Genomic DNA, 12674 nt, shown 5'->3' with positions numbered 1-12674 from the left:
AGGTCATGACGGATTTGTCCGCTGATGCCTATTGGCGCTGCGCCTCAAATACGAAGGGGTCTCCCTGATTCGGGAAGTGCAACAGGTACTGCGCCACTGGTTTTTTGGCATTGGGTACCCGGTAATCCACTTTCAGCCCGGTCGGATTGTTTTCCAGCTCCGCCCCCAGGTAGGCGTTTTCCGGATAGCTGAACTGATTGCCGGGCGCCTTGCGAATGGCCAGGCAAGAGGAGAAAAGTCGCGGTAACGCATATAGATGCTGGTCGTGTACCAGCAACACCAGGGGGTAGCGACTACCATAGCCACTGCTGACGTAATGCAATTCCAGGCACGTTGAGGCGCCTTGGCGCCAGGCCGTGGCGGTCGCCACGTTTTCCGGATCGATGGGATCACCGACGGGCCATTGCGGCGAGGCGAAGTTGACCGCCTCGCGCAGCGGCCAACGTTGTTTGCCGACCGTCAGAGCCTCTCCGTCAAAGACAATGATGGGTGTGCCTTTGGGCGGGTTGAGCTTCAGGTCGTCGGGCGCGCTCCACTGCGCATCCTCAAAACGTTCAAACGCCGGGCGCATGGCGTTGACCCACAGGCAATGCCTTGGCGATTCCGAGCAGGGCCTGGCCAGCTCGCTGCCGTCTCCGGCGAACAAGTTGTCTCCCAGCGACCGATAGAACGCACGGTAATCGGTGAACTGTACCGGAGCTGCCTGCGCCAGAAAGGACAGGCTCGCGCCGAGTAACAGGCTCAGACAACGGGTGAGTTTGCTCATCGATATTCCTTGGCGCCGGTTGCCTTGATGTACTCCGGATTGGAGGTCCAGAAGATCGTTTTGCCGATGGCGGCGGTGGACCGGTATATGTGGGTATAACGACCCCGCTCGCGGGTATTTACCATTGTGTTGGTCTTTTTGTTGAACTGCGTCCAATAGGTGATTTTCTCCGGCTTCGAGACTTGCGCAACACCGAAGATGTTGTGCGAAGGAGAACCGTAGTGGAACCCGGATGAGTGTCGGGGGTTGGTCGAATCCTTGATATCGATGCCATCCCACCAGTAAGCACCATTGGAGGGGTCATTGCCGCGCTGGGCGAGAGCATCCCGCGCACTCTCCACTGCCGAGCGCATGTTCGGATCGGCATTGATGGCCGCTTCCGAAGCCGCCATGAGTTGGTTGTAACGGGCATTCTTCCCCTGCGCTGCAACGATATAACTGTCCCCGGTCTCCTTGAGCAGGCTGTCGACGTCGGCAAGCTCCCACGCGCGCATGCGGTTGGTCACCGTAAAGCAAATAGCGCGGACTTCCTGCGGGTTGTTGTCCGTCGAGGCTTCACCGTATCCGATGGCCGCGAGCTTGCGCACCTGCGCTGTCAGGACTTCAGGCATTTTGTTTCTCCTTCACCGGCCACGATTCCAGTTCCAGCTCCATGTCGGAAGGGAATTCCGGCGTGCGCTCACCGGAACCCTCGGCCACGACTTCCCCGGCGGACATCACCTTGAAGTGGTGCGGCGCGGGTCCACCTTTGTCATCCTTGAATTCAAAGAACTGCACAATTTCCTCCGCCTCATCATCGGCACTGGCAACACTGGCAGCAGCCCCCGCACCGCCTGCCGCTGCACCCGCGGCTGCGGGGGAGGGCGGCTTTAGCATGGCCACGTTGGCAATGCTCATCACATCTTTCTGCAACAACTGCGTGGCGCCCTGAGCATCGGTCACTCCTTCGACCACTTCGCCATTGGACAGGGTGATTTTGTACGGCATGTTGGGCATCGCCGACGTCCCGTCAATCTGCTTGAGCATAAAGCGTCGCTGGGTAGCGCCGACTTTGAATTTGGGCAGTTCCGCTTCCAGGCTAGTGGCGCCGAGCAGGCTGTGTTTGGCCGCTTTGACGATCAGGTTGCCGGGCATGCCCAGTTCGATATTGCCGCCCTTGATGGTGATGTAGGCCCCGCCACACATCAGAGTGATGTGCTCTTTGGCCGACACCAGCACATGCTGGTTGCTCGCGCTGACTTCCACACTCTGATCCGCTTCCAGGCGAATGTTGTTCTTCTGCGCCTGCAACAGCATCGGGCCCTGATGGGTGATCTGGCGCATTTCGCCGCTGTGGGCAAACATCCCCAGGTCGGTCCCGGCATTGAGCACAAACTTTTGCCCCGAGGTCTGTTGCTGATTCTGCTGGGCAATGGTGTCGATGTGCTCACCCGCCGCCACCGTGATGCTCTTGGGCGACGCCGCGGCAATACCGGCTTCACCGCTCACGGCAATCGCCGGATTGCCACCATTGCCCTTGCCCGATTCGTCGTTCGCGCCGTTGCCCAGGTCGCGAACCGCATCGCTGAGCGTCTTCTGCGGCGCCTTGTCATGGCCTACACCCTGGTTGTCCTGGGCGTAATCGCCCAAGTCCTTGGCTAGCTTCAACGCCGCTTCCAGTACCTGTACGACAGAGGCGCGATTGAGGTGACCGCCGCTGGCGTTCATTTGCTCCTCGGTACTCAGCAGCAGGCCTTTGGCTGCTCGCAACGCGCCGTGTTCATCGGTGCGCAACTCAAAACCTTCGCCACGCGGTTCACCGCCGCTCGGCCGTGGATGCGTCAGGTAACCCAGATGCAATGCGGTGCTGCCGTGATCACTCATCAACGCGGCACTGATCTGCTTGGTGGTGTCATCAATGCGCAGTTCGTTGGCCCGAGTGCCCTTGTATTCCTTGCTTTTGATGGTGCTGAGAATTTTGTGATTGGGCAGTTGGTAAGGCGGCATGTTCGTCGCCCGGTACGTGCGGCCTGTGATGATCGGCTGATCGCAATCGCCGTCGAGGTAATCGACGATGACCTCCTGGCCAATCCGCGGAATCGCCATATGGCCCCAGTTCGCGCCCGCCCAGTTCTGCGCCACGCGCACCCAGCAGGAACTGAATTCGTTGTTTTTTCCTTCTCTGTCCCATGGGAACTGGACTTTTACCCGGCCAAATTCATCCGTGTAAATCTCTTCCCCGTCTGGCCCGGTCACCGTCGCAATCTGCGGCCCGTCAACAATCGGTTTGGGCTGCGGCGGGGTACGCCATTCGGTTTCTTCGGAAACGATCTCGGCGACAAAGTCATAGCTCACGCCGACATCGGCACCGGCGGATTCTTCCTCCTGACTGGCGTGCTGGATGCCCTTATGAGTAATCCTCAGCGATCGCCACCAACGATTGAAATCTTCCCGGGGATGGCCGGTGAGCTGGAAAGAGAAACCCGGGATCAGACGCGGATCGTCGCCTTCGACAACGGCAATTCGCGCGTCGCCACGGCGCCCCAGCAAGCGATTCTGGGTGAAGGGTTTACCGGCAGCAGCGGCCTTGTAGCGACCCGGATAATCGTAGCGTTCATAGTTCGGAGTCTGATGTTGCAAGTCATCGCCGGCGAAGTTCTGCTGCTGGTCGAAAGTAGGGCGTTTGAAGGTGTAATCGCGTTGCGTCTGCTTGGCCGTGCGGACGTTTTCGGTGTAACTGAACGCATAGAGCACGGGCTGCGTGGCATCCGCTGCTGGTTCAGTGGTGTACAGCACCGGAGCACCTTGAATACGCTCCTGTACATAGAGTTTGTCACCCTGGATCAGCGTGTGAGTGCTTTCGTTGCATTTGAAGAAATAGAACAAGCCTTCTTCACTGGACAGCCGATCGAACAGGTAGAGGTCCGTGTCGCCGACCTGCGTACAGTATTCGCGCGGCAAATGTTCGCTGTTGATGTGTTGCTGATAGTCGAGTATGCCGTGCTCGCTCAACACTGACTTGATGATGTCCGGCACGTTTTTCTGCTGAAAAATACGCCAGTTGGAACTCAAGGCCAGTCGGGCGAGTTGCGGTTCAACCACCGCGCGATAACGTGTCCGGCGGAAGCCGGTTTTACATTGAGTGAAACTGGACACCAGCCCGTGGACATGACGCACAGCCTTGCCGCCTTGCCAGATCGTGAGTAATGAGGGCTGATCGAGCACCTTGCCGAAATCAATGTTCGGGTTGTGGCTGGCCAACTCGATCGTGAGTCGAAAAGGCTCACAGATGGCCTCCTCCAGCGTGAACTCTACGACCTCGAACTCCATCTGCCCTGACAACACGGAAAACGTGAACTTCAAATCCCTTTGACGCATTTAACTGTTCCTTGGTCAGGTGAGAAAGAGAGTCCGCACATCAACTCTGCAAGGCATAAATCGCATCGGCCAGCAGAGCTGGCCGATGTTTGTAACGGTCAGCCGAGATTAAACGACTGGAGCACGCCAGTCATCGGAACCCGAAGTACCGGATACTTCGTGGGTCCAGGTGATTTTGCGGTAGGTGAACTGCACTTCTTCCAGGTGGGTGAAGTGCGAGTTGCCTGGATCCTGGCAGTTGTGCATCTTGTTGTTGATGGCGACGATGATCGCGTCTTCCAGCTTGGTGGTGTAGTAGTGCTCTTGAGTACCTTGAGCAGAAGTACGGTACCACTGGATAACGATTTCGCTCATGCGCTCGCCGGAGGTCAGAGCAGCTTGCAGCAGAGGCGAAGCCTTGTCGTAGACCTTGGTGATCACAACTGGCTTGTGAACGCGCTGACCGGTTGGCTGACCGGATTGCGGGTCACGCGGGATGATCACGTCGTGGCTGAACGCCTGAACCATAACCTGGTCTTCGTGGCCTTCCTGGTAGGTGTTGCCCACGGAGTCGGCGGTGAAGGCGCCGGCAGTGATCAGGCCTTGTTTTTCGCCGGTAACCGACATGTACGCTGGTGTTGCCATGGGATGCTCTCCTTGCGGATAAATTTAGGGTGCCCCGGAGGCGAAATCGCCCGGTGGGTGCCTGCCTGTTATCAAGGAACGTGCCATAGAAAATAAAACACATGTAAATCAGTGGTTTATATTGATCTTGAGTGTTTGAGAGCACCGAACTCGATGAATTCCTTTGAAAAGTGCGCAACTTCTTGCGCAGTACTGCGCAAGAAGTTGCGCACTTGGCTACAGGCCGCGCTCTGTAAGGCATCTGGAGGTTTTAGGAGTCATTATTTACGGGGGTACTGCGCAACTTCTTGCGCACAGTAGCAAAACGCCACTTTTTCGACTCGCAAGGAATCATGTTGCCGCTGACCGAAAACTGACCCGGCAAATCGTTACGTGCCTTTGTACTGCTGACGTTTGCACTTGGTGAGGTTTCTCAATTTGACTGGAGCGAAGAAGGTCTGCTGATCGGCGGCCTGTTCCGACGCATTCAGGTCTCCCACATGAAGCTGTGCGCCAGTCGCGCGTTCTGGTTGGTTGCGTATCCCAGCCATGGCCACGAGATGCTGTTCGATGCCCATACGCGCTCGTTCGGTGCGTTAGGTGGGGTGCCACGTCGCGGCATCTACGACAACATGAAAACGGCTGTCGACAAGGTTAACAAGGGCAAAGGCCGCACGGTCAATGCCCGGCTTTCCGTGATGCGCGCGCACTACCTGTTCGATCCGGACTTCTGCAATGTCGCCTCGGGCTGGGAAAAAGGTATCGTTGAAAAGAACGTGCAAGAAAGCAGACGACGCATCTGGCTCGACGCTCAAGACTGCATGTTTCACACCTTCGAAGAATTGAATGCCTGGCTCGGCCAACGCTGTCGTGCACTTTGGAGCGAGCTGGTGCATCCGCAGTACAACGGGCTGACGGTGGCAGAATGTGGTGTTCATCGGCGGGCCCGGAACCGGCAAAACACATTTGGCCAGCGCCCTGGCCGTGTCCGGAATCACGACCCATAACAAACTCGTGCGCTTCTTTTCCACAGTGGATCTGGTCAATCTGCTGGAGCGTGAAAAGCACGACCGCAAAAGTGGCCGAATCTCTCAAGGGCTGCTTCGGACAGGCCTGGTGATACTCGATGAACTGGGGTATTTGTCCTTCAGACAGAGCGGCGGCGCGCTGTTATTTCACCTGCTGCCCAAGCTGTACGAGCACACCAGCATTGTGATCACGACCAACCTCAGCTTCTCGGAATGGTCGAGTGTGTTCGGCGACGCCAAGATGACCACAGCGTTGCTGGATCGGTTGACACACCATTGCCACATCGTCGAAACGGGCAACGAGTCCTACCGCCTGCAACACAGCACGCTGGCCGCGCAAACAAAGATCAAATCACGTGAACGAAAGCGCAAGGACGAAGATGGTATCGAGGACGATGAACCGTTTTGATCTGCACCATAAACACCCTGCCGCATGCCTTTATGCGGTGGGGCTTGATGACCGTTCAACCGGGACACTGCTGCTAAGCTTATTCACAATTGCTGGGACAAAAAACAGCAATCCGCCCTGGGTCAATTGTCAATCGGCAGGGTGGGTCAGTTTTCAATCAGCGCCAACAAGCAGCAGGGCAGAAATCGAATTTTCGCGACAATAAAAAAGGCCAATTCAGTGAATTGGCCTTTTTGTATCTGAGTCCGTCGATCATCTATTTGTGAAAATGATCAACTAAAATGTGAACCTACAGCCGGATCAGAAGTCCAGGTTGGACACCGCCAGAGCGTTGCTTTCGATGAAGTCACGGCGAGGTTCGACCGCATCACCCATCAGGGTGTTGAAGATCTGGTCTGCGCCAATGGCGTCTTCGATGGTCACTTTGAGCATGCGGCGCGAACCTGGGTCCATGGTGGTTTCCCACAGCTGATCCGGGTTCATCTCACCCAGACCTTTGTATCGCTGGATGGTATGACGCTTGGTGCTTTCGGCCATCAACCATTCAAGGGCTTCCTTGAACTCGGTGACGGCTTTCTTGCGCTCGCCGCGTTGAATATAAGCACCATCGTCCAGCAAGGTGCTCAGTTGAGCGCCCAGGGAGACGACTGTCTTGTAATCGTTGCTGCCGAAGAAGTCGCGGTTGAAGGTGACGTAGTTCGACAGGCCGTGGGAGATCAGTTCGACCTCTGGCAGCCAGACGTTACGCTCACGGTCTTCACGCAGGCTGGCTTTGTAAACCAGACCGGACTTCTCGACGGTACGCAGGCGAACTTCGTACTGAGCCAGCCAATTCTGCATCGCTGCGTGATCGGACAGTTGCTCCATGCTGACGGCCGGCAGGTAGATGAAGTGCTCGGTCAGTTCCTGTGGGTACAGGCGCGACAGGCGCTTGAGAGTCTTCATCACCAGACGGAAGTCATTCACCAGACGCTCGAGGGCCTCACCGGAGATACCCGGGGCTTCCTCGTTCAAGTGCAAGCTCGCATCTTCCAGGGCCGACTGCGTCATGTACTCTTCCATGGCGTCGTCGTCTTTGATGTATTGCTCTTGCTTGCCTTTCTTGACCTTGTACAGCGGTGGCTGAGCGATGTAGATGTAGCCACGCTCGATCAGCTCCGGCAACTGACGGAAGAAGAAGGTCAGCAGCAGGGTGCGGATGTGCGAACCGTCGACGTCAGCATCGGTCATGATGATGATGTTGTGGTAACGCAGTTTCTCGATGTTGTACTCGTCGCGACCGATGCCGCAGCCTAGCGCGGTGATCAAGGTGCCCACTTCTTGCGAAGAGATCATCTTGTCGAAGCGCGCCTTCTCGACGTTCAGGATCTTGCCCTTCAGCGGCAGGATGGCCTGGGTCTTGCGGTTACGTCCCTGCTTGGCGGAGCCGCCAGCAGAGTCACCTTCCACGAGGTACAGTTCGGAGAGTGCAGGGTCTTTTTCCTGGCAGTCAGCCAGTTTGCCCGGCAGGCCGGCTATGTCCAGCGCGCCTTTGCGGCGGGTCATCTCACGAGCCTTACGTGCTGCTTCACGGGCACGCGCGGCATCGATCATCTTGCCGACGACCAATTTGGCTTCGTTTGGGTTTTCCAGCAGGAAGTCGGAGAAGTACTTGCCCATTTCCTGTTCGACCGCGGTCTTCACTTCGGAAGACACCAGCTTGTCTTTGGTCTGGGAGCTGAACTTCGGATCCGGCACCTTCACCGAAATAATCGCCGTCAGACCTTCGCGAGCATCGTCACCGGTGGTGGCAACTTTGTGCTTCTTCGCCAGACCTTCAGCTTCGATGTAGGTGTTCAGGTTACGCGTCAGTGCCGAACGGAAACCCACCAGGTGAGTGCCGCCGTCGCGCTGTGGAATGTTGTTGGTGAAGCACAACAGGTTCTCGTTGAAGCTGTCGTTCCACTGCAAGGCGATTTCCACGCCGATGCCGTCTTCACGCTGGATGTTGAAATGGAACACCTGGTTGACCGCAGTCTTGTTGGTATTCAGGTATTCAACGAACGCACGCAGACCACCTTCGTACTTGAACAACTCTTCCTTGCCGCTGCGCTCGTCCTTGAGGACGATGCCGACACCAGAGTTGAGGAAGGACAGTTCGCGAATCCGCTTGGCCAGGATGTCCCAGCTGAAGTGGATGTTCTTGAAGGTGTCAGCCGAAGGCTTGAAGTGAATCTGGGTACCGGTGGATTCGCTGTCGCCAACGATTTTCATCGGCTCTTGCGGAACACCGTGGACGTAAGTCTGTTCCCAGATCTTGCCGCTACGGCGAACGGTCAGAATCAGTTCTTCGGACAGGGCGTTCACAACCGAGACACCTACACCGTGCAGACCGCCGGAGACCTTGTAGGAGTTGTCGTCGAACTTACCACCGGCGTGCAGCACGGTCATGATGACCTCGGCCGCCGAGACGCCTTCTTCTTTGTGCACGTCTACCGGAATACCACGACCGTTGTCGCGAACGGTGATGGATTCATCCGGGTGGATGATGATGCTGATGTCGTCGCAGTGGCCGGCCAAAGCTTCGTCGATCGAGTTATCGACCACCTCGAACACCATGTGGTGCAGACCGCTGCCATCGTCGGTGTCACCAATGTACATACCGGGACGTTTGCGTACGGCATCCAGGCCTTTCAGCACTTTAATGCTCGTTGAGTCGTACGTATTTTCTTCGCTCAATGCCTTCACTCCCGATGGTCGTGGGTCTGGGTGATACGGCCCTGTTCCACGTGGAACAGAGCGACTGGCGTTTCCGTCTGCCAGCCTTCCCTCAATAATTCGTGATCTACACAGGTGATAAAGACCTGGCAGCGTAAGTCTTCCAGCAAGCGGCAAAGCGCGCGACGGTGGTGCTCGTCCAGTTCGGACGGCAGGTCATCCACCAGATAAATACACTGGCCGCGTCGGGCCTGACTAACCAAGTGCCCCTGGGCAATCCGCAATGCGCAGACCACCAACTTCTGCTGACCACGGGACAAGATGTCCGCGGCGTTATGTGCGCCCAATCTGAGACGCAAATCAGCACGTTGTGGTCCGGCCTGGGTATGACCCATTTGCTGATCCCGCTGAAGGGACCCGGCGAGCACTGCACTCAACTCCCGGTCTTTGTCCCAACCTCGGTAATAGCTGAGGGTTAAGCCCTCAAGCTCAACCAGTTCGCTCAAGGTCTGTTCAAAGACTGGTTTCAAGGCTTTGATGTAAGCGCGGCGGTATTCATCTATTTCAGCGCTGGCCTGGCACAGTTCCCTGTCCCAAACCGCTTGCGAAACGGCGTCAAGTGTACCATGCCGCAGCCAAGAGTTTCTCTGGCGCAAGGCCTTCTGCAAGCGCTGCCACGTGGACATGAATCGCGGTTCCACGTGGAACACACCCCAATCGAGAAACTGCCGGCGAATCTTCGGTGCGCCTTCCAGCAAGCGGAAGCTGTCCGGGTTGATCAGCTGTAACGGCAGGATCTCCGCCAGTTGCGCCGCGCTACGGGCGTTCTGCCCGTCAATGCGAATCTGGAACTCACCCTGGCGGTCGCGAGATATCCCCAATGCACTGTGCCCGCCCTCGGCCAGTTCGACCTGGCCAAACACCGTACACGCCAATTGCTCGTACTGAATAACGGGCAACAGACGGCTACTACGAAACGAACGGGCAAGCCCCAGCAGATGAATGGCTTCCAGAACACTGGTTTTGCCGCTGCCGTTGGCGCCGTAAAGAATATTGATTCGGGGGGAGGGGGAGAAGGTCACCGGGTGCAGATTGCGCACCGCGGTGACCGAGACGCGACTTAAGGACATCTAGCTTCTGCTGAGCATGATTACAGACGCATCGGCATGACAACGTAGGCCGAGTCGTCGTTGTCGGACTCCTGCACCAGCGCACTGCTGTTGGAGTCAGACAGGATCAGACGAACCTGCTCGGTGGTCATCACGCCCAATACGTCGAGCAAATAGCTCACGTTGAAGCCGATTTCCAGGGAGCCGCCGTTGTACTCAACGCCCACTTCTTCTTCCGCTTCTTCCTGTTCCGGGTTGTTCGCCTGGATCTTCAGCTGACCATTAGCCAGTTGCAGACGGATGCCACGGTACTTCTCGTTGGACAGAATCGCGGTACGGCTGAACGCTTCACGCAGGGCCTGGCGATCGCCGAGCACCAGCTTGTCGCCGCCTTTAGGCAGAACACGTTCGTAGTCAGGGAATTTACCGTCGACCAGTTTCGAGGTGAAGGTGAACTCGCCGGTGGTGGCACGGATGTGGTGCTGGCCCAGCACAATGCTGACGTTGCCGTCCGGTTCGGTCAGCAGACGCGCCAGTTCCAGAATACCTTTGCGTGGCACGATCACTTGATGACGATCAGGCTGACCGATATCGGCCTGCATCGAGCACATGGCCAGGCGGTGACCGTCGGTCGCCACGGCGCGAATGATACCTGCCGAGACTTCCAGCAGCATGCCGTTGAGGTAATAACGCACGTCCTGCTGGGCCATGGCGAAGCTGGTGCGTTCGATCAGACGACGCAGTTTGCTTTGCTCAAGGCTGCAGGTCAGCGAACCCGGGCCTTCTTCTACCGTCGGGAAGTCGTTGGCCGGCAGGGTCGACAGGGTGAAGCGGCTACGGCCAGCCTTCACCACGAGTTTCTGCTCGTCGACCTTGATGTCGATCAGCGCATCGTTCGGCAAGCTCTTGCAGATGTCCATCAGCTTGCGCGCAGGCACAGTGATGGAGCCCGGGTCCGCAGGCTCTTCGAGTTGCACACGACCGACCAGCTCGACTTCCAGGTCGGTACCGGTCAGCGACAGTTGCTGGCCTTCGACAACCAGCAGCACGTTGGAGAGTACCGGCAAGGTCTGTCGGCGCTCGACGACGCCTGCGACCAGTTGCAGGGGTTTCAACAGGGCTTCGCGTTGAATGGTGAAATGCATGGTCTAGTCCCTTGCCTTAATAAGCTGCGCTGGTGTTCATCAAGTGGTCAGTGTACGCAGCAGGTTCTTATAGTCCTCGCGGATGTCCGCGTCGGATTCCTTAAGCTCGTTGATCTTGCGGCAGGCGTGCAAAACAGTCGTGTGGTCGCGGCCGCCAAACACATCGCCGATTTCCGGCAGGCTGTGGTTGGTCAATTCCTTGGACAACGCCATGGCGACCTGACGCGGACGTGCTACCGAGCGTGAACGACGCTTGGACAGCAGGTCGGAGATTTTGATCTTGTAATACTCGGCGACGGTGCGCTGAATGTTATCCACAGAGACCAGTTTGTCTTGCAGCGCCAACAAGTCTTTCAAGGATTCGCGGATCAGCTCGATGGTGATGTCGCGGCCCATGAAGTGCGAGTGGGCGATCACGCGTTTGAGCGCGCCTTCCAGCTCGCGGACGTTGGAGCGAATACGCTGGGCGATGAAGAATGCCGCGTCGTGTGGCAGATCGACTTTGGCCTGGTCGGCCTTTTTCATCAGGATCGCTACGCGGGTTTCCAACTCCGGCGGCTCGACGGCAACCGTCAGGCCCCAGCCAAAGCGGGATTTTAGGCGTTCTTCAAGGCCTTCGATTTCTTTCGGATAGCGGTCACTGGTGAGAATGACCTGCTGGCCACCTTCGAGCAGGGCGTTGAAGGTGTGGAAAAACTCTTCCTGGGAACGTTCCTTGCGGGCGAAGAACTGAATGTCATCGATCAGCAACGCATCCACCGAACGGTAGAAGCGCTTGAACTCGTTGATCGCATTCAGCTGCAAGGCCTTGACCATGTCCGCGACGAAACGCTCGGAATGCAGGTACACGACCTTGGCATTCGGATTCTTCTTTAACAGGTGGTTACCCACAGCGTGCATCAAGTGGGTTTTACCCAAGCCGACGCCACCATAAAGGAAGAGCGGGTTGTAACCGTGCTTCGGGTTGTCCGCCACCTGCCAGGCCGCAGCTCGGGCCAGTTGGTTGGACTTGCCTTCGACGAAGTTCTCGAAGGTGAAAGTGCGGTTCAGGTAGCTGGTGTGCTTGAGCGCGCCTTCGACCTGCACCGTGCGTTGTTCGGAACGAACCGGGGCCTGTTGCGAACTGGCGCCGGCCATTGGGTCGAAGCTGTCGCGGGACGGCTCTTCACTGACCTCGGCGACTTTTTGTGTCGAACGCTTGGTCGGTGCCGCCGCCGGAGCAGGGGCTGGAGCGCTGACCGGTGTGGTAGCAGCCTGAGCCTGGGACGCCGCAGCGGCCAACGGAGCATTGGGTGCCGCCCGCGGTGCCGAACTGCGTTTGCTGCCTATTAATAAGGAAAGCGCCGGCGCCATGCCATTGCCATGCTCATCCAGCAGTTCAAGGACGCGGCCCAGGTACTTTTCATTGACCCAGTCGAGAACAAAACGATTCGGTGCGTAGACACGCAGCTCGTCGCCTTCGGCTTCGACCTGTAGTGGACGGATCCAAGTGTTGAATTGTTGGGCAGGCAGCTCATCGCGCAAAAGCTCCACGCACTGCTGCCAAAGTTCCACTGACAC

General features: G+C 57.3%; 8 protein-coding genes and 2 pseudogenes. 2 read left to right on the top strand and 8 right to left on the bottom strand.

The window, feature by feature from the left end:
• Positions 1-28: 28 nt before the first annotated feature.
• The 4 genes from LOY38_RS00050 to LOY38_RS00035 form a co-directional block, all read right to left on the bottom strand.
• Positions 29-766, bottom strand: a complete 738-nt coding sequence (locus LOY38_RS00050) for a hypothetical protein (RefSeq protein ID WP_258698332.1) — start codon at positions 764-766, stop codon at positions 29-31.
• Positions 763-1377: a hypothetical protein gene (locus tag LOY38_RS00045; RefSeq protein ID WP_258698331.1), complete on the bottom strand. Its 615-nt coding sequence runs from the start codon at positions 1375-1377 to the stop codon at positions 763-765. The genes LOY38_RS00050 and LOY38_RS00045 overlap by 4 nt, the downstream gene beginning before the upstream one ends.
• Positions 1370-4123: a type VI secretion system Vgr family protein gene (locus LOY38_RS00040; RefSeq protein ID WP_258698330.1), complete on the bottom strand. Its 2754-nt coding sequence runs from the start codon at positions 4121-4123 to the stop codon at positions 1370-1372. Before LOY38_RS00040 ends, LOY38_RS00045 begins: the two co-directional genes overlap by 8 nt.
• Positions 4124-4231: 108 nt before the next feature.
• Positions 4232-4747, bottom strand: a complete 516-nt coding sequence (locus LOY38_RS00035) for an Hcp family type VI secretion system effector (protein ID WP_047601845.1) — start codon at positions 4745-4747, stop codon at positions 4232-4234.
• 359 nt (positions 4748-5106) lie between these two features.
• Here LOY38_RS00035 and istA point away from each other — a divergent pair.
• Together istA and LOY38_RS00025 are read left to right on the top strand one after the other, a co-directional pair.
• Positions 5107-5670: pseudogene (gene istA / locus LOY38_RS00030) on the top strand (IS21 family transposase); the annotation flags it as partial.
• Positions 5648-6163: pseudogene (locus LOY38_RS00025) on the top strand (ATP-binding protein); the annotation flags it as partial. The pseudogenes istA and LOY38_RS00025, both read left to right, overlap by 23 nt.
• A 300-nt stretch (positions 6164-6463) precedes the next feature.
• Here LOY38_RS00025 and gyrB read toward each other — a convergent pair.
• Genes gyrB through dnaA form a run of 4 tightly spaced genes read right to left on the bottom strand, consistent with a single transcriptional unit; the run spans position 6464 to position 12674 of the window.
• Positions 6464-8881 (bottom strand): DNA topoisomerase (ATP-hydrolyzing) subunit B, encoded by a 2418-nt coding sequence (gene gyrB / locus LOY38_RS00020; RefSeq protein WP_258698329.1) that lies wholly within the window; start codon positions 8879-8881, stop codon positions 6464-6466.
• Between the two features lie 5 nt (positions 8882-8886).
• Positions 8887-9990, bottom strand: coding sequence for a DNA replication/repair protein RecF (recF, locus tag LOY38_RS00015; RefSeq protein WP_008007898.1), 1104 nt, complete (start codon positions 9988-9990; stop codon positions 8887-8889).
• 20 nt (positions 9991-10010) lie between these two features.
• Positions 10011-11114, bottom strand: a complete 1104-nt coding sequence (dnaN, locus tag LOY38_RS00010) for a DNA polymerase III subunit beta (protein WP_007903001.1) — start codon at positions 11112-11114, stop codon at positions 10011-10013.
• A gap of 39 nt (positions 11115-11153) precedes the next feature.
• On the bottom strand, positions 11154-12674 hold the full coding sequence (dnaA, locus tag LOY38_RS00005) for a chromosomal replication initiator protein DnaA (RefSeq protein ID WP_258698328.1): 1521 nt from the start codon (positions 12672-12674) through the stop codon (positions 11154-11156).

Origin of the sequence: Pseudomonas sp. B21-015 (assembly GCF_024749285.1) — a bacterium.
In the GTDB taxonomy this organism is placed as follows: domain Bacteria; phylum Pseudomonadota; class Gammaproteobacteria; order Pseudomonadales; family Pseudomonadaceae; genus Aquipseudomonas.
Note: the sequence above shows the minus strand (reverse complement) of the source record. Positions and strands in the feature narration are given on the sequence as shown.